Origin of the sequence: Mucilaginibacter sp., assembly GCF_041088075.1 — a bacterium.
Lineage (GTDB): Bacteria > Bacteroidota > Bacteroidia > Sphingobacteriales > Sphingobacteriaceae > Mucilaginibacter_A.
Window position 1 is genome coordinate 85,319 of the sequence record NZ_JBGCVY010000027.1, and the last position, 24,515, is coordinate 109,833.

Below are 24,515 nucleotides of genomic sequence, written 5' to 3' on the forward strand. Positions count from 1 at the left end.
GGCTGATGCTTCTTTTACCGGCAATATTTTTGGCTGCCTGTTCGCCAAAAGTACGGCCGGTTGCACAGCCGCCGGTCGCAAAAACGGAAGAACCAAAGCCAGCGGTCAAAAAAACCGATACGGTAAAAGTTGCCGAAAAAACACCGGTAAAAACAGCACGTATTCCTGCCATCGCTTTGCTGCTGCCGTTTTCACTTGATCCGGTTGGTTCGGTTATTTCCACCCAAAATCAAATTAAAACCAATATTGCGGTTGATTTTTATGAAGGTTTTAAATTGGCATTGGATTCGTTGACTGGCAGCGGACAAAGTTTTAAACTAACCGTTCTCGACACAAAAGATGAACAAGCGCAGGCGCAAAGCTTGGCTTTAAATCCCGCCGTTCGTAAAAGCGATTTGATTGTTGGCCCGGTTTTTCCGGCTGGCGTTCAGGCTTTTTCGGCGCACATCAGTAGTTTGCACAAGCCGGTGGTTTCGCCGCTTTCGGCTGCTTCCCCGGCAACTTACAACAATCCTTCGCTCATCACTTTAACGCCGCCGCTGGAGTTTCATGCCATGCGGGTGGCGCAATACATCCAGGAAAATATCCGCCCAAAAACAGTTTACATATTGCGTTCCGGCTTTTCCGAAGAGAACAAATATATTTTGCCTTTTAAAAAAACGCTGGACAGTTTGAGCAAAAAGCGCATTAAAATTATTGATGTAACGATAAGTAAAGGAGATTTTACCCAACTTTTGCCCATGCTTTCCAAAAATCTCGAAAATGTTTTTGTCGTTCCTTCCACGCAGCGTTCGTTTTTAAAAGTTACGTTGGATGCAATGGATAAATTATCTGATACTTATCCGATCCAGCTTTTTGGCCATCCAAACTGGAACAAAGCCACCTATTTAAAACCGGAAACGTTGGAAAAATTGCACACTTTTATTACTTCGGCTTATCAGGTCAATTATAAATCGCCGGAAATGGTTGCTTTTATCAAAAGTTTCCGCAAAGTTTATCACACTGAACCGACCGAATATGCGATCAAAGGTTTTGATACGGGTTTGTATTTCGGAAAAATTCTGGCCGATCCGTCTGCTGATTTAAACCATTTGCGAAATATGCCATTTGATGCTTTGCACAACCGTTTTGAGTTTGTGCAGAAAAAAGGCTACGGTTGGATCAACAGTTATGTGGATTTGTTGCAGTACCAGGATTATTCGTTGAAACCAGTGAAATGAGGGCCGAAAACCAGCTTCGTACATTTTTAGCTTTGCTGGAAAGTTATCCGGCCGAAACGCCTTTGTACAAGTTTTTGCCGGGCTACTTTCGGTTGCACAAAAAAATGGGTTCTACCGACCGGCGTGTGGCTTCGCGTTTGGTTTACAATTATTTTCGGTTGGGAAAAGCGTTGGCCAACCACGCGCCGGAAGAACGTTTGTTTGCCGCCGAGTTTTTGTGCAACAACCAGGAAAACTCTTTTTTAAGCTTTTTTAAGCCAGAACTGGCGGCTAAAATCCATTTGAATATTCAGGACAAAATTATGGTGCTAAAAGAAGCATATCCGGGTTTTGAGTTGAAAGACGTTTTCCCTTTCACCGATCATCTTTCTCAAGGCATTGACCCGATACTGTTTTTATCGTCCTTTTTTATACAGCCCGATTTGTTTGTCCGCATCCAAAAAGGTTACGAATTCCAGGTGAAGCAAACTTTGACGGATGCAGGAATTGTTTTCCGGCAGAAAAGCGAACAGTGTTTGGCGTTGCCGAACGGAACGAAGCTGGACACCATTTTTCCAAGTCAGCGTTATTTTGAAGTGCAGGACGAATCCTCTCAATTAACCGCGCGCTATTTTCAACCTAAAAAATGGGAAAACTGGTGGGATGCCTGTGCTGCTTCCGGCGGAAAAACGTTATTGCTGCACGAATTGGAACCAGATTTAAAACTGGTAGTTTCCGACATTCGCGAATCAATTTTGGATAATTTGGAAGAACGTTTGCAGCAGGCCGGCATCAAAAAGTATCAGAAAAAGCTGCTCGACCTCACCCAAAACGTAGATTCTGTTTTGCACGATTATGCTTTCGACGGGATTATTCTGGATGCGCCCTGCACCGGCAGCGGAACCTGGGGACGAACGCCGGAAATGATCAGTCAGTTTAATGCTTCGCGGATTTCTTTTTTCCAGCAACTGCAAAAAACGATTGCTTTAAACGTGATTAAATATTTAAAACCTGGCAAAGCGTTGGTTTATATTACCTGTTCGGCTTTTCGCGAAGAAAATGAAGAGGTTGTAAATTACTTAGTAAAAGAAGCAGGTTTAGTTTTGGAATCATCGGAACTGTTGAAGGGTTACGAGCGAAAATCCGACACGATGTTTGTGGCAAGGTTGGTAAAGGGTTAGTCATGCCGAAATTTATTCGGCATCTCTCGGGAAATAACTATTGTTTACTTTTCACGAGGGATCCTGAAATAAATTCAGGATGACAAAAGCGGCTTTGTTATTTCGGCCGCAGGGAGAGATCTTATTTCAACCGATGCTTCTTTTATCGCCCTAAATTTGAAGAAGATTCCTCTCTTCGGTTCAGAATAACAGCGGCAAAACTTTACAAATGCGTATTGCTTCTAAAAAGCTTGATCGAAATGGCCAGCAAGATAATCCCAAAAGCTTTGCGCAAAATATTCAGCCCGGTTTTGCCCAACAGGCGTTCCAGCCATTGCACATTTTTAAGCACTAAATAAACAAAAATGGTATTTAGGGCGATGCCGATGATGATGTTTTGCGTTTGATATTCGGATTTGAGGGAAAGCAAAGTCGTCATCGTTCCGGCACCGGCAATGAGCGGAAAGGCAAGCGGGACGATGGACGCGGTGGAAGAAATTTCTTCTTCCTTAAAAAAACGGACGCCCAAAATCAGTTCCATCGCGATGATAAAAATCACCAGCGAACCGGCAATGGCAAAAGAAGCCACATCAATATTAATGATGGACAACAATTGATCGCCTACAAAAAGGAAGATAATCATCAGCACAAAAACTGTTGCCGATGCTTTTTCGGATTCGATGCGTCCGGCTTTTTGCCGCATATCAATGATGATCGGGATGGTGCCGATGATATCAATGATGGCAAAAAGGATCATCGTTACCGAAAGGATTTCGCGGGGGTTAAATGTTAACATTACCTTCTGTGTTTGTTTTCTCTTTTGCCCTCAAAATAAAGGTAAATAAAAACCCGATAAAAATATAAGCTGCAGACAGAAAGAAGACGTAGTGCACGGAAATCCCGGAGATCAAACCGGCACTGACCGGGCCTAAAATTTGCCCGATGGAAGCGTAAGATTGGTTAAGCCCGAGTGTTTTGCCCTGCTCGTTCTGGTTAACCCGGTCAGAAATAATGGCATTGAGCATTGGATTTCGTAAGCCGTTGAACAAGCCGTAAGTGCACATCAAGGCCGTAAAAACAAACAGTTTGTTGGTGAAGCCGGTCAGTAACATCGCCACAAAACAAAAAACAAGCGATAAAAGAAGTATCAATGATTTGGATGAAAACAGCTTGGTGATGTAAGGCACGGCCAGTTGCATCAGGATGCCCGAAATACCGAAACCGGCAAAAAAGACACCGATCTGGAAAGGTGTGATTTTTAAAACATCTGCCGTAAAGGTTTGGAAACCGATGATCATTGCAAATTGCGCGGTGGTTAATAAAAACCCGATAAAAATAGCATTGCCAATAACCGGTGCTTTTAAAATGGTGATTAAAGATTTGAACTCAAACTTACTGTCGTTTTTACGCTCTTTGCCCGAATTGGTTTCTTTTAGAAAGAAGTAGGCGCACAATACCCCGATCAGCGCAATGCCCGCTGAAAAGTAAAACGGCGCCTGCAAACTGATCTTGCTCATTACGCCGCCGATAGCCGGGCCGATGACAAAGCCAAAACCAAAGGCCGAACCGAGGATGCCGAAATTTTTGGCGCGGTCTTCGGGGGTAGAAGTATCCGAAACCATGGCTTGCGCCACAGAAATATTGCCGCCGGTAATGCCGTCCAAAATACGGGCGGCAAAAAGCATGACCAAACTTCGCGCCTGGGCAAACAATATAAAAGAAATGCAGGTGCCGATTAAGCTGATGATGAGCAACGGTTTGCGGCCGTATTTATCAGACAAAGAACCTAAAACCGGTGTGGCAAAAAACTGGGCAACAGAAAAAGAAGCGGTTAGCAAGCCCAACATTTGTTGGGTCATGCCGAATTGCTTGCCATAAGGATAAATCAGCGGTACGATAATGCCAAAACCCAATGAATTGATGACACAGATAAAAACTAAAGTCCACAAATTTTTATTTTTTTTCATCAGGTTTTATTGGCAGATAAAGAAAGTGTCAAAACTAAAAAAGGTTCTGTAGTGGCAGAACCTTTTTTAGATGGATTTTTTCAATATTTAAATAAGAGGGGATTTAGGAGGATCAATCGAATCTATCGAAGTGCTTTTATTTTGCAATACAGAGTTCTTTTTACTGTAGCTAAAGTAGATTACAAAGCCAACCAGCAGCCAAACAATTAACCTTAACCAGTTGGTCCAGCCTAAACCATAAATCATGGCACTGCAAACTACGGCCCCTAAAATCGGCACATAAGGAACCCATGGTGTTTTGAATTCTCGTTTAAGACCCGGATCGGTTTTCCGCAATACAATTACAGCAATACAAACCAGGATAAAGGCAAACAATGTTCCGATGCTGGTCATTTCGCCAACAATATCTCCGGGAACAAAAGCGGCAAACAACCCTACCAGAACCAAAATAAACCAGCTTGCTTTATAAGGTGTTTTATATTTAGGGTGAATATCACTGAAAACTTTTGGAAGCAAACCATCGCGGCTCATGGAGTAGAACACGCGCGACTGACCTAAAAGCATTACCAGAATAACGGAAGAAAAACCAGCTAATATTGCAACGGTAACTAATTTGCCCAACCAGCCATAACCCAACATATATTTGTTGATTGCAAAAACTACAGAAGCTTCTTTACCGGAAGTCCTGAAATCTTCGGTAGTAGCCATACCTGTTAAAACATGTGCAAAAAGAATATATAGCACTGTACAAATTGCTAATGAACCCAGGATGCCAATCGGCATATCTCTTTTTGGGTTTATTGCTTCTTGAGCAGTGGTACTTACTGCATCAAAACCAATAAAAGCAAAAAATACGACACCAGCTGCACCAAGTATGCCCATAATTCCTCCAAAATGATGAGAAATCCCCTCGTGGTCAACATAAGTAGTAGGTGCAGGAATATAAGGTGTATGATTTTCGGGTTTAATAAATTGCCATCCGAGGATAATTATTAATATAACTATTGCCACTTTTGTAATTACGATAATACTATTCACAATCGCAGATTCTTGTGTACCACGAATAAGTAACATAGTTAGTATAATTACAATAGCTAAAGCAGGCAGGTTAATAATTCCATGAGCCGTTCCATCTAAGGAATGTTGAAATGGTGAATGACACCATTCGTAAGGTATCGCTTTTAAACCAAGCACATTTGTTAATAGGTTATTAAAGTATTCGCTCCAGGCAATACCAACCGTTGCAGCACCTACTGCGTATTCCAAGATCAAGTCCCAACCAATAATCCAAGCCATCAGTTCACCCATTGTAGCATAAGTGTAAGTATAAGCACTACCGGCAATTGGTATGGAGGAAGAAAGCTCTGCATAACAAAGGCCAGCCAATGCACAGCCAAATGCGGCAATAATAAAACCATAAGTTACAGACGGACCAGCATTATGTGCTGCTGCATTGGCGGTTTGAACAAATAAACCTGCTCCGATGATCGCACCGATCCCTAAAGCAATCAAAGAACCCGCTGTTAACGTACGTTTTAGGCTTTTTCCAGACTCTGCTGATTCAGCCATCAACGTACTGATGGGCTTTTTTAAAAATAGACTCATGTAGTTTTTTAATTATTTGGTTGATTTTATCTGTAATTCCAAACGTAATTAAATTTACTGATAAAAAGAAAGGGATTTCTTTGCGGAAACCCCTTTACGGTAAAAGCTTGTTTAAATTAATACAAGAAAAAATGTTGATGCTTCTTTTACCCTATAAAAATTGGTGTTTGCATCAGCCTAAACAAACCAAAACCAGGCACTCACCAATTTTTAGGTGATAAAAGAAGCATCGGAATCTCGATAAGTAAATTTTAAACAGCCACTAACATTTATGCTAACGATCAATTCTTTATTTTTGTAAATGCTGTTTTTACCGCCTCAATTTTAACCTCTTTATGGTTTTGAGGAAGGATTTTTGTAACGCCATTATTTTCGACATGGATGTGCGGCGCAATCACCAAAGAAACAATAGACATCAGCTTGATTAAAATATTCATCGAAGGGCCGGAAGTATCTTTAAAAGGATCGCCAACGGTATCGCCGGTAACAGAAGCTTTATGCGGCTCTGATTTTTTGTAATAGATTTCGCCGTTGATCTCCACACCTTTTTCAAAAGATTTTTTGGCATTGTCCCACGCGCCGCCAGCGTTGGATTGAAAGATGCCCATCAACACGCCCGAAACGGTTACGCCTGCCAGCAATCCGCCCAAAACTTCAGGCCCTAATGTAAAACCAACAATAATTGGCGTGATTAAAGCGATCAGACCCGGTGCCACCATTTCGCGAAGGGAAGCTTGCGTAGAGATAGCCACACATTTTTCGTATTCCGGTTTGGCTTTGTACTCCATAATGCCTGGTATTTCGCGGAACTGGCGGCGCACTTCCTGCACCATCGCCATGGCGGCGCGGCCAACGGCAGAAATACACAAAGCCGAAAAAATAAACGGGATCATGCCGCCGATAAACAATCCGGCCAAAACATCTGCTTTGTAAATATCAATATGATCAATACCCGCAACGCCAACAAAAGCGGCAAACAAAGCCAGCGAAGTTAAAGCGGCCGAAGCGATGGCAAAACCTTTTCCGGTTGCAGCCGTGGTGTTTCCAACTGCATCCAATGTATCGGTGCGGTGGCGGACTTCTTCGGGCAACTGGCTCATTTCGGCAATTCCACCGGCGTTATCTGCAATCGGCCCAAAAGCATCAATGGCCAATTGCATGGCCGTGGTTGACATCATTCCGGCAGCAGCAATGGCAACGCCATACAAGCCGGCAAAGTGGAAAGACCCATAAATTCCTGCTGCCAAAACCAGTATTGGCAAAACAGTTGATTCCATCCCAACGGCCAAACCGGCAATAATATTGGTGGCGTGGCCCGTGGATGATTGTTTGATGATGCTCATTACCGGGCGTTTGCCCATGGCCGTATAATATTCTGTGATGATGGACATTAATGTTCCGACAACCAATCCTACAGCAATGGATAAAAACACATCAGTTTTGGTAAAAGCTACCCCACGGATGCTCATCGTTTCAGGCAGCAGCCATTTTACAGCGAAAAAAGTAGCTATTGCCGTTAAAATAATAGACATCCAATTGCCTAAATTCAAGGCGCTTTGCACGCTGTCGGTCTCCTTTTTTATCCTGACAAAAGAAGCACCGACGATAGAAAATATCAGTCCTAATCCGGCAATCAGCATTGGCAACAAAATGGGTGCAATGCCGCCGAAGTTATCCTGGGAAACAATTTCTCTTCCTAAAACCATCGTTGCCAACATCGTTGCCACATAAGAACCAAATAAATCGGCACCCATTCCGGCCACATCACCCACGTTATCGCCCACATTATCTGCAATGGTTGCCGGGTTGCGCACGTCATCTTCCGGGATTCCGGCTTCCACTTTTCCTACCAAATCCGCGCCTACATCTGCCGCTTTGGTATAAATGCCGCCGCCAACACGGGCAAACAAAGCAATGGATTCTGCCCCAAGCGAAAATCCGGCTAAAACATCCAAAGCTTTTTGCATGTCCTTACCGTTCACATTGCCGCCGGTATTCACCACATAAATCTGGTAAAAAACGATAAACAGCGAACCCAAACCGATAATGGCCAGTCCGGCAACGCCCAGTCCCATCACTGTTCCGCCGGTAAAAGAAACTTTTAAAGCTTGTGCCAAACTGGTTTTGGCAGCTTCAGTAGTACGCACGTTTGCTTTTGTCGCGATACGCATCCCCAAATATCCTGCAAAAGCCGAAAACAAAGCGCCCAGCAAAAACGAAATGGCAATAACCGGGCTGGAAGTTTCAACCGTTGTTCCGGAATAGCCTAATAAAACCATGGCCAGCGCCACAAAATAAGCCAGTACGCGCCATTCTGAACGTAAAAAGGCCATCGCGCCATCGGCAATGTAACCGGCCAGCTCGGTCATTTTTTCGTCGCCCGAGATTTGTTTGCTTACCCAGGCCGATTTTCTGCCCATAAACAAAAGCCCGACCACGCCAAAAAGCGGGATCAGGAAAATTAAATTTTTGTTTAAAAATTCCATAAATAAGATAATAAGAGGTTTATAAAGATTGGTAGCGAAAACTAAGAATTATAAAACAGGTTGGCAAGAGACGGGCGTAAAATAATTTCGGGAAGGGTTTGAAGCGGTAAAAAAAGCTTTAAATAGATGCTTCTTTTATGCCACTAAAATTGGTAAATTGTTTTTTGGCTAAAGCCATTTTTATTTCGCCATTATCCACGGCCTGAAGGCCGTGGCAATTAATAAGCAATAAAAAAACAGTGGCGAAGGACTTTGTAATCAGCAGGGCAAAAAATTGTAAAACAAAACGGTTCAATTCCCATGGCCTTAAGGCCGTGGGATAAATAAATTTCAACTTTGGCTTTAGCCAAAATATGATGAAAGGAAATTTAAACCGGTTTGTGTTTCAATCTAACAACGTCCAGGTACGTTTTGCCTGCACCGTTTGTACCATTTGCTGCTCGGCAACTACGATGTTTTCTTTGCGCTGTCCGATGTATTCTAATGTGCTTAATTTATTCCACAGTGCGATGATTACCCTTAAAAACTCATCTACAACAACCATGGAAGAACGAATGTCATGATGGTTGTAAACAACTTCAATTAAGCGGGCAAGCAATTCTTCAAAGTTTCCGGGCGTAACGTCTTTCCATTCGTAAAAATATTTCAACAGTTCTTCCCGTTCTGCCCCGGCAATACTTTTGACAGTGCTAAAAAAAATGTGTGCCATTTCCGAAAAATAACCTACCAAAACCAATGGCGGTTGCTGGAAAGCGACGTTTCGATAAGAAAAATAAATACGGGCAATGTAATCCAGCATTTTATCGCACAGCAATTTTACATTTTTCCCGATGGGCGATATCGAATCTTTTGAAGTGATCTTATCAATAATGCGAAAAGACAGTAACTGAAAATCGTTTAACTGGTTGCTAAAAATTTCGTAATACCTGGTCAAATCTTTATGGCTTAAAATAGCACTGCATGGCGGGATATAATCGCCAACAAGCTGTATGCCTGCACTGCTTCTGGTAAACTTGCCTACTTCGAGGTAGTGGTTATTTTTAGCGCTGATTTGCGAAACCGGAAGTATGGCAATCCCATAAAAATTAGTTACATCAGGGTATCTTAAAGGTTCTTCTTCCGGGTCGGGTTTTCCGGCAGGCACTCTTTGATGGGGGTTGGCCGTTAAAATGATAAAATAAGTTTCAACGGCGTCAGTCTGTAAATCCTGACTAAAGTAATGGTTAAAAACCAGGTCTTCGCCCAAAGTATCAGGCGAAAAAAATATACGGTAGCCTTCTGCGGTTATCGCATTGCATTGTTTTATTTTAACCTGGATATGGTTGGACGCGCGCTCGGTGATTTGTATATCCAGTGATGAATTTTCGCCGTTAAAGGGCGGCAGCAATCCAAAATTATTGTTGTTGATAAAAAGCGAATTGCTGTCGCGGATAATATCCTGGATAAAATTATCGGTTTGTACAAAATGGCCACTGGAAATTTTCATTCCATCAACCCAGTTTACCGGTTTGTATTTTAATGGTAAGTGCATATTGTTCGCTGTTATAATTTAAGGATTTTCGGTTCTGCCCTATCTACAAGTGATGCTTCTTTTATCGGGTAAAAATCAAGAATTTACGTATCAAAAAACAATTAAAAATTGTATGATAAAAGAAGCATTGCCGGTTTAAATTTAAAAAGATCATTATAAATAAACGGCTTCGTCGCCACTTCGTTCTGCCACACTTGCAATTTCGGATACCCTTTTTGCATAAATGGCAAAGGTTTCGGTGATATTGTTTTGTGCAATATCCAAATCCGGATCAATAAACTGCCTTTGTTTAAAAAACGATTGCTTGATGTAAAAAATCCATTTGTAATTGTCCTGGCCGCTTTGCTGGTACTGGATCGGCGAATCGGGGAATTTAAGGTTGTAATCATCAATAAATTTTTGGAACCACAGGCCAAAGTTCATGTTGCGCGGCGCTTTGGCTTTTACCTTGAGCGGCTCAGTATCGGTTGTGTTTTTGTAGAGGTTCACTTCCAACACCAACAAGCGGTTAAAATCCAAATGCTCCATGCTGATGTCAGCCGGGGTTCTCGGGTAACTCCACACTTTGTAAATCTCAAGCGGGATGTTTAAAAATTCGATGTAGGTCCACCAAAAAACAATCGGCAGTAAAAAAACAAACACCGAAGTAGCGGCCCAAACGCCGTACTGCAAATTATTTAACCAGTTAAACCCAAGCTTAAAAAGGAATGCACCAAGCAAACAGGCAATTAAACTGCATACAAAAAAGAAAACCCTGCGCTCCAGCAATTCATTTTCGTAATACACACCGGCCAGCCAAACAAAAACAATACCGATGGCAACGTAATACAATTGGCAAATCACGTATCCCCAGGGCATAAACTGCAAATCCAAAAACCCCATTAAACCGGGCAGCCCAAGCACAATGCCGGTGAGCAGTACAATTACAATCAGTTTTTTGTTATTGAGTAATTTGTTCTTTTTGTTGATAATAGTCATTATTGCGGTTGCAATAACAAATATTACCGGAAAGAGCAGGTAACGTATAAAAAAGGATTTAACATCCATAAAGATATCAGGTCTGTATAGCTAAAAAACTTACGAAATTAAGTTTAAATTGAACTTAATCAAGTACCAATAATAGGGTTTATTGTTTTATATCTTGCTTAAATCAGGTAAAAATGATTGTTAAAAATCCAAACCAACTGGATACAGATTTTAAAGCGGTAACTTTTGCTGCCGAACTGATTGAACAAGGCGCTGTTGGTGCAGATGAGGTTGTGATATTGCCTTTGGGCGCAAAAAAACGTGCTTATGCCAAAGAGATTGACGAAGTAAGCGATTACCGCTCGGCTTACCGCAACCGCGAAATGCTTGCCATCCATATTAACCGCGAAGGGTTATACGATATGCTGCCCGAAGGTTTGTTCCATCAGCCCCCTACTTCGAGCGTGATGATTACCGAAGAGGAAATGGTGGAGGATATAACTGTGCGCCGCGAAGAAGAAAAGCAGGCCAGGTTATTTTTTGCGCCTTTTGAAGCCGAACTGTACCACATCCGGACGATTGTTGAACTTTACGAAAGCCGGCTGGATAAAAAAACCGAATACGACGAGCTGGTTAATTTTTTTTTAAAAGAGTGGCAAGAATTCAAATGTTTTACCAATGCACAAATGGTGATCCTGATGCATGTGCTGCCGGTAATACACGAACAGCGCAACAATTTGCCTTTTCTCGGCAACGTACTCAGCATCATGTTTCAAGTTGATTTTGATCTGAAATACCAGCTTATAGAAAAAAAATCTTTGGCGAAAGCAGACGGACAACTGGCAACAAAACTGGGCACAGGCGTATTAGGGGTCAATTTTATTGCCGGCCGTGCACCTGAAATGAACGAAGAACTGGTGCTAACCATCGGGCCGCTCACCGCCAAACAAATGTTGGAGTTTTTACCAGGTACACGCCCGGCAGAAGCTCTTGAAGTTATGTTATCTTACTTTATACCATTGCAAACCACCATCAGCACTAAATTTGTTGCTCAGCCCGAGTACCAAAAAATGCTGTTGGGTTTTGGGCAGGAAAATGCTTGCCTTGGTTTTACCACTTATTTGGGCGATTGATTGGCGCCTGTTTTACATGCTTCTTTTATGCCATTAAATTTGGTGTCGTAGTTTTGGCTAAAGCCAATTTTGCTCCGTTTATCCACCGGCCTAAAGGCCATGGCAATTGATAAGATTTAAACAAGTTGAAACCCACTAAATTTATGCCGATAAAAGAAGCATGCCTTTAGCCAAACCTTTTTCAATAAAATTTAAAGAGATTTAGTGGTTGATAAACAACCGATAAGCCGAATTAATCACGCTCCGGCTGCTGAGTTTTGATTGCAGCAGGGTGAGCAAAGTTTCCCATTCATCTGCCAAAAGCTTGCTGTCATCGGCAGGTTTTAAATAAATGTCCACCGTTTTTTTAAACCCTTCTTTGGGGTTGGTTGATACAACAACGCCTTTATCTATTTTAACGTCGGTAATTTTATTGCCCAGTTCGTAAAAGCAAAAACTGATCAAATCGGCCTGGGTAACAATCCGGTCTTTGGTGGTTAAACCATATTTGTAAGCCTGCACACGTTCGGTAGCGCCCAGGCTGTCCCTGCCGCCAACCGTAGTCGTCATCAGGCGTAAACTATCGGCTTTTATTTTAAGAGTTTCGAACTGCTGCAAGCGCGAACCACGCCGGATATTATTGGCCGCACCGGCAAGCGTCGTCCAATATTGCAGGTAAAGCATGGTGGCTTTATTGCCCGGTTTGATGATCAAATAGTTAAACATCTCGCGGCCGGCCTCGCTATTGCGTGATTTTTTTTCAATCAAAGCCAGGTTCTGGTCCAGCGCTTTTAAAATATTATTTAAAAAATCATTGCCGTAACTGGAAAATGCGGCTTTTTCATCCCTTAAAAGTTCAAATAAATATTCGATGATTTGTTGTGCGTTCCGCGAATCAAAACGCTCTGCCCCACCGTTTCGGATTGAGTAACTGCCTTCAAAACTTTGTGCGGCTTGTGTATATGGTATTTCACTGTAATGAACGTTCTTATCGTCGTAAAGCTGGCCGACCGACAAAAAATGATCGTTAGCAGCAACTTTGATCGGGATGATATTGTTTATTTCCCTCAGCCTGTACTTTTGCTCGTGGCGCCTTCTGTTTACTATTGGGATACAATTTACAGATACCTGGAGTTCATCAATAACCGGTGCAGAAATAGCCGCCGGAAAACTGATCCTGATCCAAACGCAAGGTTTAAGCCGGCTAAGGTCTGATGCATTAAATATACCGGTAAAAGAAGCAGGAAATGTTTGCAGGTAACTGCTGATGTCGTTTAGTTTGTCGTCTGTCAACGTGATAAACCGGTTGGCATAGTATTCCTTAATATCCCGCGTAATCAGGTTGATCACGTTTTGTTCGTAAAAAACCGGCCGGTTGTTAATCTCCTGGTCTTCTTTGTAGCGCAGGCCCGGTTCTGTTTGCAGTTCCTGTTCGTCCAGGCTGCATTTAACTACGGATAGCAGCTTGTAGAAATCATCGTTTGCAGAAAAGTCCGACCATTCAAAAAACAAGGCCAGGTTTTGCAGATTGGTTAATCCCGGCGCGCATTCAATCCCAATCCATAATTCGTTTGCTGCGATGGTTAGGTTGGAAGCAGTAGTAAGCAACGTATTTCTACGCATGGATGCTTCGTCATGCTCATACAAATTTTTGCCGCAGCAAGTATATTTAATGGTTAAATTGTACAAATCAAGCTCGCCTACTGGCGAAAAAAATACATCAATGTCTTCCGTTTTTGAGCCTGCATCTTTTGTTACCTGCCTTTTGTACAAAAAATGATTATTTGCGTTGACCACTTCCCTGTTTTCTAAAGGCTGCGTTTTAAGCACGGCGTGTGACGGCAATGCCGAAGTAAGATAATCTGAAGCAAGGATGCGCGATATCTTGCCCAAAACCCGGTTCTCTAAATTTTTAACATCGTTTGATACGTTAAAAATTTCGGCGCTTAATGCTTCAACCAGCAGCTTTACCATCGGGTCCATATCATTGATGTTGGTGGTGCCCCAATAATCCATGGCATTGCGCAGCATCCTTGTTCTGATATCTTCCTTCGAATTAAAAAATACGGTACTCATTTAGTCAGGCTGATAAAGGGCTTAAATATAATGAAGTTGCAAACCTATAATATTCCCCGGTTTCCTGCATTTTTCCGCTTACCGTTATTTCCACTTTTTTCTTGATCTCGTTTACATTTCTTAACGGATAAAATTTATTTACTTCTTTAATGTGTACATCAACCTGAATGTCGTACAAGCGCTGTTCGTACCGGCTGATGGAGCGCAACAACGATTGCCTCAGCTTTTCTTCCCAAATACTTTCACTGATGATGAGTTCAAAATCCAGGTCCCAAATCTCGCATCCGAAATCAGGCCGAAAGCGGTGCTCGCCATGCCGTGTAAAAATAATCAATTCGATATATTGCGAAATTGATGCGCCAACATCCTGAACATCAAAATCTTGTCCTTGAAATACTTTACCTAACCGTAGCGGTTTTTTGTAATTGGGAATCAACATGTTAATGCAGGTTTGTAATGGAAGCTTTAATTTTATTTACCGGTAAACAAATCGTTTGATAAATAGTTGTACGTGCAATTTGCGGGTTGAAAGTTATTTATTTTTACATTGCGCCTGTTTATAATTTTATAATAAATATATAATGCTTCTTTTATGCCTATAAAATTGGTGTTTAGCTATCCAATCGGTACAAAAAGCACTATCGGTTACTGATTTTTAGGCGATAAAAGAAGCATGTAAAATATTTGAATAAAGCACAGGGTTTAACCATTATGAAACCGTTTATGAACCAATATTAATGAAGCCTGTAAACAACAACGACCTTCGAAACGCTTACGTCAAATTCGTCTTTTACTTTGTTGCCCTGATGGTGTTCAGCATAATGGGGGTGTACTTTTTCTTTATCACAACAAACCGCGAAGTAACGCTGCTGAACGAAAAGGTAAAAGAATCAGACCGTTTAATTGCCATCAGGAGCGATATCAACAACAACTTTGATATTATTTTGCAACGTCTGGAACAATTGTCGCAATACACCAAAATGAACGCCGAAGAGCTGAACAACCAAAATATATTGCTCAACGACATACAGGAAAGCAACCAGAAAATACAGGTTAAACTGCAGCAAAACAGTATTCCGCTAAAAAGTTTTGACCTGTACAAAAAGCTGAGCGACAACGTATCGGTAGCAGCAACGATTAAAGATTCTTTATTTACCACCCGGTTTCAAATTGAAAGTTCGCGGTCGCAATTAGAATCGTGCAACAGAACAAACAACACTGCGGTCAATAAAATTAAAGGACGGTTTGGAAGATAATATCACTTATTATGAAATTTAGTTTAAAAGAAAGGCGCGAAAAATTTTTGTTCTTTTTAGGCCTGTTTTTATTTACCGCTTCTGTGTTGTGTACGGCTATTTTTTATAATTATGGCAATGGCAGCGATGTATCAAAAAGCGAATTTGCAAAGCGGTTACAAGAGGAAGAACGTTTTGAGGCCACGGTAGCCGAGGCCAGCCCTGCCATTGATACCACTTATGCCCATATTGTAAAGTTTAACCCCAATGTGCAGGCACTTTTTTTAGAAAACGATATAAAAAATTCGATCACGGCCATACGCTCGTACTACAACAGCCGCCCTTACGACAGCCGTTACAAGTGTTTTATTTTCGCTTCCAAAATCCAAGAAAACCTTTTTTACGATAAACGTGAACTTAAAGGAAATTACAACGATATTGGCCGCCTAAACAAACTTTTAAATGATTGTAAGCTATCAACCCGGCAGTTGCAGCAAAGCCTTAATTCTGCCAACCATTAGCTTTCAGCCGTTAGCTATCAGCCATTAACTATCAACCATCAGCCATTAACTAACCACTTCTTGTAAAAAAACAAAAAGCAACCGATGCCAGACGATTACAACAGCGGAAGAGCGATCAATACCAACAGGCAAAATTATGTTTTCCTGTACATTGTAGCCACCATACTTCTTTTAGCAGGTCTTATTTTTTTATTTAAAAGTTCTTTGTTTGATAAAAGGACCACCAACGCCCGAATTTTAAAGGACGAGATTTTTTTGAATGAAGACTTGGTTTACTCGGACAATACGCCCGAAGCCAAAAAGTGGTTATGGGAGTTTGGAAACGGCGATCGCTCGAACCGGCAAAACGGCAGTTACCGCTTTAAAAAATCCGGTGCTTATATCATCCGGGTAACGGTAGATGGCAACCTGCAGCAACAATTTCCGATCAATGTTAAAGATACCGCCGTGGCTTTGGGTAAAGATACGCTGCTTACTGTTAACGGCCCAACACGTGGAATTGTTAACGAAGAAGTAAGGTTAGAAGCGCAGGGAAATGCCCGAATATACGAATGGTCTTTCGGCGAGACCGGCAGGGTAGATATCAAAGGCCCGACCGCGCTGTACACGTATCATAACGCCGGAACTTATTTTGTGCGGCTGCGTGCCGATAATGTTACCCGGCCGGTTTATCATAAAATATTGATTACCAACCCTGACTCAACGGTTAATGCGATGATAATGCCGGGAGAAGGGGAACGGAAAGTGGTGGATGACATCCGGGCACACCTTCAGGCCATTGCCAACGGTGCTGATTTTAATTCAAACTACTACTACCTCGTTAATAAATATTTTTGCGGGGATGAAAAGGTAAGTGTTAATGTTGAGGCCAACGGCGACAGAAAGCAAACCGATTTTTACTCGTATTGCATGCGGCTGACATTTGGCGGAGGCGTTAATGTTGACGAAGCACAAACTGCGCTTAAAGCAAAATCAACCTGTTCAAACCTGCTTACCGTAAAGCAACACCTTTCGCAATTAAACCCTAATAAAGAAATAAAATAACCAAGGCCAGTTTTAATTTAGCTCGATTTAATTTTCATGCTTCTTTTATCCCATAAAAAAACAATAAAACACTGATGCTTTTGTATTGATGGCACAACAAACAAAAATTATGGTGCTAAAAGAAGTACTGCCATTTTTTTGACCTACATTAGACCAGGCCTACCCTATCCGTTATGAAAAAATTTTTATCCTTTTTAACAATTTGTTTTTCGCTGGCAGCAAATGCCCAATCACCGGTATCCATCAGCAAAAAAGTAGCCACTTTGCCCGTTGCTTTTGAAAAGCCGAACAGCAAAACCAATGTTTATGATAATGGCAAAACAACAGCCTTACCGTGGATCGTATTTTCTGACCGGAACGAAAACTATACTTATACTTCGCAGGGCGGATCACTGGTGATGAAAAAGATAAAGTTTATGGAGCCATTTTACGTAAGCGAAGCGCGTGATGGTTATATCAAACTGATTAAATACCAACCGGGCATGGTACAAGGCCGTAAACTGAATAGTAAAAAAGCGGCACAAAGTTATGGCTGGATTAGTAAAGATAAAGTACTTTTATGGCAATCAGCCTATTTAAACTCTCAAAGCGGCTACCCGGAAAAAGCAATTGCGATCATGTCGGGAAAGGGCCCTTTAACCATACCGGGCGTTTATTATGACCGTACAGATTCATTGTATGTATATACATCGCCGGAGCTGGAGCATAAAAAAACCAAGGTAGCCTTGCACCAGTTATTGTACGTATTCAAAAAATCGTCTGACGGTAAAACATTGCTGGTAGGATCAGACCCGCAATTGACCACCGATAGTGCTGCAAGTAGTGTTTACGGCTGGGTGCCGGCAGATGCAGTACATAGTTGGGGCGACAGGCTTTACATCGGTTCGGCAAAAAACTGGAATTACGATGCAGACGATTCTGTAGCAACGGTGATTAACCAATCGTTAAAAGCCGACAAACCTGGAATTGCATTTGTGTTTGACCCGCTAATTGATCAGGATCAACCCCTGTTACGCAGTATGCCTGTAACTTACTTAACTAAGGATAATGCAGCAGGAAACATCGAACTTGGTATCGCCACAGATGTTTATAATAAATCGCAAAACAGCATCATCAACATCAAAGGCGGGCATCTAAACTATCAGAACTATTTAGACATCCGCAAAAATATCCACAAAATCAACGTAATATTTGTAGTTGACGGGGGAAGTTCGATGCGCAATTATTTTTCCGGCCTAACCAATACCATCCAGTCTTTCGAAAATATTTTTAACAGTTACGATAAGCGTAACCAAATCAGTTACGGAGCGGTGGTTTATCGTGGCGCTAAAAACTGTTCGGCAGGCGGTATCGAACAACAAACATTAAATGCAGATTACAGGAAAGTGATTAGCTTTTTGGATAAACAAGCCGGTGTAACCGTAGCCACTTGCGAATCTGCACCAAACAGCCAGCCGGTTTTTGAAGGTTTGCATACTTCTTTAAACCTTTTTAAAAACCATAAAAACGAAACTAACCTGGTTGTGCTGATTGGCAGTACCGGCAACAGCTCGGAAAATGCCAGGCTCAATGATTTAGCTACCGAAACGGCCAATGCCGATGCCCGATTATTGGCCATACAAGTTTACAGCGATTACAACCCCATCTACAACGACTTTGTGATACAATCCCGCAAGCTGGTATCCCGATCGGCTGCACTGCTTGCCGACCGTAAAAAGAACCGTATGGTGGTAGGCGAAGGTTTAAGCAATAACCAGCAATTTAACGTTTCAGTTTCCGACTCTGTATCTTTTTATTTAGATTATCCTAAAAACAGCCTGATCCAGGGCGCCGTCGTTTTTCCGCCTAAAGGTGTTGTAAAAACCAACCAGGCGATGAATGCGGCACTTAAACGCTTCATGACCGAAACCCAAAATGATATACATACACAAATCCACTCCTTAGATAGTGCTTTCAGGCTAACCGGGCGCGAACATCGCTTTGTGGCACCCGTTGTGATGTCGGAATTTACAAGTAATGCTTCGGATAGCCTGGGCGATAACTTGCCGCATAATGCTTTTAAATATTATTTTAGTGCCCAGGCCCCGGCCAATTTAGTAGCTGAGCATCCAAACCAGTTGCAATATTTAGTGATCCTAAACGAAGCTGAATACAAGCAGCTATTTGATATTTTATCCATGATGATCGGTGAGAACCTACAACAGGATGCCGGCAATTACCGCAGCCAGCTTTTTAAAAATTATGTAACGGTGATCCATAAATATCTCGAAAAAAAGGACATAACAAAGTCTGCCATTAAGCAAATGCTGCTGAGCGACTATATTAGCAAAACTACGGGCATTGTTGTTCCTGCAAGCCGGAAAGACCTGTTTAAATACAAGGTGGTTGATTTAAAGCATAGCAGCCGGATGCCTCAGCAGCAATTTGAAACTTATGTTAATTATCTTGTTAAAAGCCGTAACACCATAAAGCAGCAGGTATTAATCCAACAGCATTTTACATCCAACGGAAAAGTATATTATTACGTAACGCAGGCCAACTGGAATAACTAAGCATCAAACCATCAACAATGAGCGTAATAAGTTTAAGCGAATCGTCAAAAACGGCTGTAAAAGTAGCCCAGTCTTTAGCGAAAGAATACCATCATAAAGCGTTTGGCCCGGCGCATATATTAAAAGGACTGATGCACCGGGAAGTGGGTTTAAAAAACTTTTTAACGGCTATTGGCAAAGATGCCGCCTACATCAGTGATTGGGCCGATGTGCGAATAGAAGATTATCCGCAATCCCTCACCGTACCGGATGAAATGCTGGGCAACGATGCCGTTAAGCTGGTGTTTGAAGAAGCAGACAACATCAGGGTAAAACTTGGCCTCGATACCATTACGCCGGTTTGTGTATTGATTGCTTTAACCAAGCCCAACGTTGGTTTTGATCCCGGCCAGTTAAAATCATTCCCGCTAAAAGAAAAAGAACTATTGGATGTTTACCTGCAGGATGAAAACGTACAAAATGCGGTTGCAACTCCGCAAACTGATGAAGGCAACAGCGGGCCAAAATCAACCACAGCGTTGCTAAAATATTGTATTGACCGCACAGACCTGGCACGGCAGGGCAAAATAGACCCAATCATCGGACGCGACAAAGAAACGCGCATGATTATGGAAATACTTAGCCGCCGAACCAAGCCAAACGTCATCATCACCGGCGATGCTGGGGTAGGCAAAACAGCTTTAGTTGATGGATTTGCATTGGATATCGTTAACCAACAAGTGCCGCAATCGTTATTGAACGTTAGTTTGTTTGAACTGGATTTAGGTTCGCTGATAGCAGGCGCATCTTACAAAGGTGAAATTGAGGACAGGCTTAAAAACATCCTGCGCGAAATTAAACAGTTTGATAAAGCCATTTTGTTTATTGATGAGATCCATACGCTGCTCGATAACAAAGGACCTATCGGCGGCGGCGTGGGCAATTTGTTAAAACCCGAATTGGCCCGCGGGGAAATTACGGTGATCGGCGCAACAACGATTGACGAATACCGAAAAATCATAGAGCCGGAGCAGGCATTTAGTCGAAGGTTTGAAGTGTTGCAGGTAAACGAGCCGGATATCGAAACGGCCATTAAAATGTTGGAAAAGTTAGTGCCGTATTATGAAGAACACCACGGGCTGAAAATAGACAAAGATGCCGTGCAGGATTGTGTAAAGCTGGCCAAGCGCTACATGAAAGACCGCAGGCTGCCCGATTCGGCTTTTGATTTGATGGACCGTACCATGGCTGCAATCAGGCTGATGAACGATACTTCTGATATGACGTTGACGGAACTGAACAACAATTTTACTGCCCTAAAAGAAGCATCGCCCGATACGGTTAATATAAGCGATTACAAATGGTTGTATAACTTGATGCAAAATAAAACCAGCGCCGTGTTATTGGGTAAGCTGGAAGACGAAACCCAGGTAAGCGGTTTTGAAAACCCGGATGAGTTTATAGAATATTTTAACCGCAACCTGCCGCTTTTAGAAACGCTTGCAAAAGACAAGGCCAGTGTGGTGGATAAACATGACATCGCAGCAATCATATCGTATAAAACCGGGATACCTTTAGGCAAAATACAGGCCCAGGAAAAAGAAAGGCTTTTAAACATGGAAAGCTTTTTGAAAAAAAGGGTAGTTGGACAGGATCAGGCATTAAAAGCAGTATCAGATGCGATTTTGGAATCGCGCAGCGGGTTAAACAAAAAAGGGCAGCCCATCGGGTCATTCTTTCTGCTCGGGCCAACCGGCACCGGAAAAACAGAACTGGCAAAATCCATCGCCGATTTTTTGTTTAACGACGAAAAGGCCATGATCCGGTTTGATATGTCGGAGTTTAAAGAAGAGCATTCTGCCGCCTTGCTTTACGGCGCGCCTCCAGGTTATGTGGGCTACGAAGAAGGCGGTTTGCTGGTCAACAAAATCAGGCAGCAGCCTTATGCCGTTTTATTGTTCGATGAAATAGAAAAAGCACACCCATCCGTTTTTGATATTTTTTTACAGATTATGGACGAAGGGCATTTGCACGACAGGCTGGGCAAAGAAGGGGATTTTTCCAATTCGCTTGTGCTCTTTACCTCCAACATCGGCAGCGAATGGATAGCTGAACAGTTAAATAAAGGCAGCCTGCCTACTTCAAACAAACTGATGGAGGTAATGGCCAAGCATTTCAGGCCCGAGTTTTTAGCCCGCTTGTCGGAGATCGTACCATTCAAGCCAATTTCAGAAGAGAACGTTGTCCGGATTTTTGAAATCCAGTTAAAAAGCCTGACAGACTCTTTAGACAAAATGGGAATTGGTTTTTCCATCAGCGAAGAAGCTAAAAGTATGCTGGCTTTAGGTGGCTTCACGCCAAAATATGGGGCAAGGCAATTGTCCGGTGTGATACGCAACCAGTTAAGGCGCCCGATTTCGCATTATATCATTTCTGGTGAATTAAAAAAAGGCCACACGATTGCCATTTCAAAACTCAAAGAAAATGAGGAACTTAGCTGGGCAATTAATTAAGGCCTGTTTAAATTTATATATAAAATACCGATGCTTCTTTTACCCTATAAAATTTGGTGCCCGGTATCAATTTTTATAAACCCCAAATTAAATGTTCACTAATTTTTATAGGGTAAAAGAAGCATGGAAAAAAATCGAACAAAACTTAAACAGGGCTTAAATTTTTAAAGTTTTAATTGAAGCCGTGCGGTAAAACAAATTTTAAGCAATAGCAGTTATAGTAAAAATTTAACCTTAACCATTTATCCCAATACCATGTTTAACTATGAAATTGGAGGGAACGAAAAGAAAGTCGATACCTCAGAAGCATTTGGTGAAATAGCCCCTAATAAAACATTGTTCATCCAAAAGTTAACTGATAATGAACCGTTTCGTCCGGAAAAAGTAGAAGGCCTTAAAACAGTTGAGGATGTTTTTGAACATTATAAACCCAACGTTAATGTAGCTTTGGACAAACAAGACGGTTCTGTGGTTACCGAAAATTTAAAGTTCCATAACCTCGGCGATTTCGGTGTTAAAAAGTTGGTACAGCAAAGCAACTACCTGCGCAAGCTAAACACAGAGCGCGAAATGTATTTGAATATCATTAAGCAGCTTAAAACAAACAAAACATTGAAAACAACATTGGACAATGAAGAAACACGCGCTGCTTTTGTAAGTGCGTTAAAAAACTTTGTTAAAGAATTGGAGCAATAAAATTTACGATACCAACCTAAACAGTTAAGCATAAAATTATGGCAACACCGAACGAGCAAGCCCTTAATGATACTTCTACAGCCCAGGAATTTAAACCGGCAGAGAAGGCCGCAGGGCAGCAACTTAATTTAAGCCAAAGCCTGGATAAGCTATCAAGGGTTGGCGGGTTTGATCTACTGGAAACCACAATTGATGGTTTACAAAACCTGAACCCCGAACGTAAAGCGCGTAAACAAATCTTTTTAACAGACGACGAAAAAAAATTCGAGCGTGAAGAGCTAAAGCAGAAACTTAACTTGTGGATACAATCACTTGAAAAAGGTGGCTCTGTAAGCGAAATAGTTGAAAAAAGTGTAGAAAACCTGGAGCTTGCCGAAGAAAATCTAAACAAGAACATCCACAATGTACTGCAAAGCTCCCGCGAGTTAGAACAGGCTTATCGTTCGTTACATTTATTTTATAAAAATACGGAAGCCGATAAGCTTAAAAATGTGGTGGTGATGAATGCAGGTTTGGATCAGTTAAAAGAATTGGACAACCCGCGTTTTATAGAATATGTAAGTGATGAGCTGAAGCAAAATTACGACCGCCTGGATATGCGCCAAAATTATTCTATCCTGGTGATTCCCGGTTATTTAGGTTCAAATAAAGTGGTGGAAAGATGGTCGAAAATAGCTTTTGACAACAAAGTGATGCTGGTAACAGATTTTGCAGACCTTGACCAGCCGGATGATGTAATTGATTTGTTTACTTCGGCCAATTTGACCGGTGGCGATGCGTTCAAATCAAACACCATCATGACTTGCAACTGGATGGTAGGCCGCGGCAAAGTAGCAGAAGTTGGCGAAGAAGACGACCTTTATGTACCTGGTTCGGCTGCTTTGGCAGGTAAAATGTATTATACTTTGATGTCGCAAGTTACGGCAGGTAAAAAACATGGCGCGGTAAATGAAGTTGACGGCGTAAGGTTTGACCTTAAAAAGAGTGAAATATCCCATCTGGAAAAAATCGGTTTAGTGCCAATGGTGAATGAATATGGTAAGGTGATGGCTTTTTCTGCCAAAACTTTGTTCAATGGTGATAACATTGGCTTGCAAACCTACTCTGTAGTACGGGTATTTGATTATATAACAAAAGTATTGTTCGATTTTTTAAACAGGCGTGCCTTTGAAAATTGGAATTCCAAGACAGAACAGGACCTGCGTTCGCAAATCGTGAAGTTTTTGGATAACATCCAGGGGCCTGACCGTTTAATCGAGCGGTTTAAAATTATCCGTTTTGAACGAGATGAAGTGCAAAAAGACAGGATCCATCTAGACATAAACATAACACCTTATTTTCCTGCAAAAAGCTTTGTAGTAAAACTGGACGGGCATAAAGGCGAAGATGCAAGCGCTACCTGGAATACCGAATACAAGCAACAATAAGCTTGTTTAGTTATCCTGCCCTTGCTTTTTTGGGCAGGAAAACTAAATTTATATTCCCGTAAATTCCTGACAAAAAATGTTGATGCTTCTTTTACCCTATAAAAATTGGTGTTAGCATCAACCTAAAAAATAAAAATTTTGCACACACGAATTTTTTGGTGATAAAAGAAGCATAGCAAACTTAAAGGCCTTTTTAAATTTGTGCAGCGGTGTTTTGGCTAAAGCTAACTTGCGTTTCTCATATTCCAACGTCCTAAAGGTCGTGGCAATTTGACAGCCTTGTTATTGCAGCTTTTTTGTTTCTCCTTGTCCCGTCCTGAAATAAGTTGACCCTAAATCAACTTAAAGATGAAAAAGCAGGAAAAACCAGCCACTAAGCGCACACAACGGGATTACAGCATGGCCTTTAAAATACAGGTTATCGGCGAAGTAGAAAGAGGGGAATT

At 41.8% G+C, this 24,515-nt stretch carries 18 protein-coding genes; 10 read left to right on the forward strand and 8 right to left on the reverse strand.

Annotated features, from left to right (window positions below; genetic code table 11):
- Positions 1 to 5: 5 nt before the first annotated feature.
- Both V5804_RS06320 and V5804_RS06325 read left to right on the forward strand, forming a co-directional pair.
- Positions 6 to 1,220, forward strand: coding sequence for an ABC transporter substrate-binding protein (locus V5804_RS06320; RefSeq protein ID WP_369590532.1), 1,215 nt, complete (start codon positions 6 to 8; stop codon positions 1,218 to 1,220).
- The gene (locus V5804_RS06325; protein ID WP_369590533.1) at positions 1,217 to 2,380 is read left to right on the forward strand and encodes an RsmB/NOP family class I SAM-dependent RNA methyltransferase; all 1,164 of its coding nucleotides are present in this window, start codon (positions 1,217 to 1,219) and stop codon (positions 2,378 to 2,380) included. The genes V5804_RS06320 and V5804_RS06325 overlap by 4 nt, the downstream gene beginning before the upstream one ends.
- A gap of 202 nt (positions 2,381 to 2,582) precedes the next feature.
- On the opposite strand, the gene V5804_RS06330 is transcribed toward V5804_RS06325, so the two are convergent.
- The 6 genes from V5804_RS06330 to V5804_RS06355 all read right to left on the reverse strand — a co-directional run bounded on the left by V5804_RS06330 (position 2,583) and on the right by V5804_RS06355 (position 10,995).
- The gene (locus V5804_RS06330) at positions 2,583 to 3,155 is read right to left on the reverse strand and encodes a MarC family protein (RefSeq protein WP_369590534.1); all 573 of its coding nucleotides are present in this window, start codon (positions 3,153 to 3,155) and stop codon (positions 2,583 to 2,585) included.
- Positions 3,142 to 4,326 (reverse strand): MFS transporter, encoded by a 1,185-nt coding sequence (locus V5804_RS06335; protein WP_369590535.1) that lies wholly within the window; start codon positions 4,324 to 4,326, stop codon positions 3,142 to 3,144. The genes V5804_RS06330 and V5804_RS06335 overlap by 14 nt, the downstream gene beginning before the upstream one ends.
- Positions 4,327 to 4,413: 87 nt before the next feature.
- Complete coding sequence (locus V5804_RS06340) at positions 4,414 to 5,931, reverse strand: amino acid permease (RefSeq protein ID WP_369590536.1); 1,518 nt, start codon at positions 5,929 to 5,931, stop codon at positions 4,414 to 4,416.
- Between the two features lie 281 nt (positions 5,932 to 6,212).
- Positions 6,213 to 8,417 carry a sodium-translocating pyrophosphatase gene (locus V5804_RS06345; RefSeq protein ID WP_369590537.1) on the reverse strand — a complete coding sequence of 735 codons (2,205 nt, stop codon included), beginning with the start codon at positions 8,415 to 8,417 and terminating at the stop codon, positions 6,213 to 6,215.
- A gap of 385 nt (positions 8,418 to 8,802) precedes the next feature.
- Positions 8,803 to 9,948: a hypothetical protein gene (locus V5804_RS06350; protein WP_369590538.1), complete on the reverse strand. Its 1,146-nt coding sequence runs from the start codon at positions 9,946 to 9,948 to the stop codon at positions 8,803 to 8,805.
- 153 nt (positions 9,949 to 10,101) lie between these two features.
- Positions 10,102 to 10,995: a TssN family type VI secretion system protein gene (locus tag V5804_RS06355; protein ID WP_369590539.1), complete on the reverse strand. Its 894-nt coding sequence runs from the start codon at positions 10,993 to 10,995 to the stop codon at positions 10,102 to 10,104.
- Between the two features lie 113 nt (positions 10,996 to 11,108).
- On the opposite strand from V5804_RS06355, the gene V5804_RS06360 reads away from it, so the two are divergent.
- Positions 11,109 to 12,047 carry a type VI secretion system baseplate subunit TssG gene (locus V5804_RS06360; RefSeq protein ID WP_369590540.1) on the forward strand — a complete coding sequence of 313 codons (939 nt, stop codon included), beginning with the start codon at positions 11,109 to 11,111 and terminating at the stop codon, positions 12,045 to 12,047.
- Positions 12,048 to 12,248: 201 nt separating this feature from the next.
- Here V5804_RS06360 and V5804_RS06365 read toward each other — a convergent pair whose 3' ends face one another.
- Positions 12,249 to 14,102 carry a hypothetical protein gene (locus V5804_RS06365; protein WP_369590541.1) on the reverse strand — a complete coding sequence of 618 codons (1,854 nt, stop codon included), beginning with the start codon at positions 14,100 to 14,102 and terminating at the stop codon, positions 12,249 to 12,251.
- A gap of 4 nt (positions 14,103 to 14,106) precedes the next feature.
- Entirely contained in the window at positions 14,107 to 14,541 is a 435-nt protein-coding gene (locus V5804_RS06370) for a GPW/gp25 family protein (RefSeq protein ID WP_369590542.1), read from the reverse strand.
- 298 nt (positions 14,542 to 14,839) lie between these two features.
- On the opposite strand from V5804_RS06370, the gene V5804_RS06375 reads away from it, so the two are divergent.
- The 7 genes from V5804_RS06375 (at position 14,840) to V5804_RS06405 (ending at position 24,069) form a co-directional block, all read left to right on the forward strand.
- Positions 14,840 to 15,358, forward strand: a complete 519-nt coding sequence (locus tag V5804_RS06375) for a hypothetical protein (protein ID WP_369590543.1) — start codon at positions 14,840 to 14,842, stop codon at positions 15,356 to 15,358.
- Positions 15,359 to 15,369: 11 nt separating this feature from the next.
- On the forward strand, positions 15,370 to 15,858 hold the full coding sequence (tssO, locus tag V5804_RS06380; RefSeq protein WP_369590544.1) for a type VI secretion system TssO: 489 nt from the start codon (positions 15,370 to 15,372) through the stop codon (positions 15,856 to 15,858).
- 84 nt (positions 15,859 to 15,942) lie between these two features.
- Positions 15,943 to 16,902, forward strand: a complete 960-nt coding sequence (locus V5804_RS06385; protein WP_369590545.1) for a PKD domain-containing protein — start codon at positions 15,943 to 15,945, stop codon at positions 16,900 to 16,902.
- Between the two features lie 173 nt (positions 16,903 to 17,075).
- Positions 17,076 to 19,454, forward strand: a complete 2,379-nt coding sequence (gene tssR / locus V5804_RS06390) for a type VI secretion system protein TssR domain-containing protein (RefSeq protein WP_369590546.1) — start codon at positions 17,076 to 17,078, stop codon at positions 19,452 to 19,454.
- A gap of 17 nt (positions 19,455 to 19,471) precedes the next feature.
- Positions 19,472 to 21,946, forward strand: a complete 2,475-nt coding sequence (locus tag V5804_RS06395; RefSeq protein ID WP_369590547.1) for an ATP-dependent Clp protease ATP-binding subunit — start codon at positions 19,472 to 19,474, stop codon at positions 21,944 to 21,946.
- Between the two features lie 255 nt (positions 21,947 to 22,201).
- Positions 22,202 to 22,642, forward strand: a complete 441-nt coding sequence (locus tag V5804_RS06400) for a type VI secretion system contractile sheath small subunit (RefSeq protein ID WP_369590548.1) — start codon at positions 22,202 to 22,204, stop codon at positions 22,640 to 22,642.
- 38 nt (positions 22,643 to 22,680) lie between these two features.
- Positions 22,681 to 24,069: a DUF5458 family protein gene (locus V5804_RS06405; protein WP_369590549.1), complete on the forward strand. Its 1,389-nt coding sequence runs from the start codon at positions 22,681 to 22,683 to the stop codon at positions 24,067 to 24,069.
- The last annotated feature ends 446 nt before the right edge of the window (positions 24,070 to 24,515 follow it).

What these genes read in the sequence shown, in the direction of transcription:
- V5804_RS06320 (WP_369590532.1), top strand. Translation starts at nt 6, where the DNA reads ATGCTTCTTTTACCGGCAATATTTTTGGCTGCCTGTTCGCCAAAAGTA.
- V5804_RS06325 (WP_369590533.1), top strand. Translation starts at nt 1,217, where the DNA reads ATGAGGGCCGAAAACCAGCTTCGTACATTTTTAGCTTTGCTGGAAAGT.
- V5804_RS06330 (WP_369590534.1), bottom strand. Translation starts at nt 3,155, where the DNA reads ATGTTAACATTTAACCCCCGCGAAATCCTTTCGGTAACGATGATCCTT.
- V5804_RS06335 (WP_369590535.1), bottom strand. Translation starts at nt 4,326, where the DNA reads ATGAAAAAAAATAAAAATTTGTGGACTTTAGTTTTTATCTGTGTCATC.
- V5804_RS06340 (WP_369590536.1), bottom strand. Translation starts at nt 5,931, where the DNA reads ATGAGTCTATTTTTAAAAAAGCCCATCAGTACGTTGATGGCTGAATCA.
- V5804_RS06345 (WP_369590537.1), bottom strand. Translation starts at nt 8,417, where the DNA reads ATGGAATTTTTAAACAAAAATTTAATTTTCCTGATCCCGCTTTTTGGC.
- V5804_RS06350 (WP_369590538.1), bottom strand. Translation starts at nt 9,948, where the DNA reads ATGCACTTACCATTAAAATACAAACCGGTAAACTGGGTTGATGGAATG.
- V5804_RS06355 (WP_369590539.1), bottom strand. Translation starts at nt 10,995, where the DNA reads ATGGATGTTAAATCCTTTTTTATACGTTACCTGCTCTTTCCGGTAATA.
- V5804_RS06360 (WP_369590540.1), top strand. Translation starts at nt 11,109, where the DNA reads ATGATTGTTAAAAATCCAAACCAACTGGATACAGATTTTAAAGCGGTA.
- V5804_RS06365 (WP_369590541.1), bottom strand. Translation starts at nt 14,102, where the DNA reads ATGAGTACCGTATTTTTTAATTCGAAGGAAGATATCAGAACAAGGATG.
- V5804_RS06370 (WP_369590542.1), bottom strand. Translation starts at nt 14,541, where the DNA reads ATGTTGATTCCCAATTACAAAAAACCGCTACGGTTAGGTAAAGTATTT.
- V5804_RS06375 (WP_369590543.1), top strand. Translation starts at nt 14,840, where the DNA reads ATGAAGCCTGTAAACAACAACGACCTTCGAAACGCTTACGTCAAATTC.
- tssO (WP_369590544.1), top strand. Translation starts at nt 15,370, where the DNA reads ATGAAATTTAGTTTAAAAGAAAGGCGCGAAAAATTTTTGTTCTTTTTA.
- V5804_RS06385 (WP_369590545.1), top strand. Translation starts at nt 15,943, where the DNA reads ATGCCAGACGATTACAACAGCGGAAGAGCGATCAATACCAACAGGCAA.
- tssR (WP_369590546.1), top strand. Translation starts at nt 17,076, where the DNA reads ATGAAAAAATTTTTATCCTTTTTAACAATTTGTTTTTCGCTGGCAGCA.
- V5804_RS06395 (WP_369590547.1), top strand. Translation starts at nt 19,472, where the DNA reads ATGAGCGTAATAAGTTTAAGCGAATCGTCAAAAACGGCTGTAAAAGTA.
- V5804_RS06400 (WP_369590548.1), top strand. Translation starts at nt 22,202, where the DNA reads ATGTTTAACTATGAAATTGGAGGGAACGAAAAGAAAGTCGATACCTCA.
- V5804_RS06405 (WP_369590549.1), top strand. Translation starts at nt 22,681, where the DNA reads ATGGCAACACCGAACGAGCAAGCCCTTAATGATACTTCTACAGCCCAG.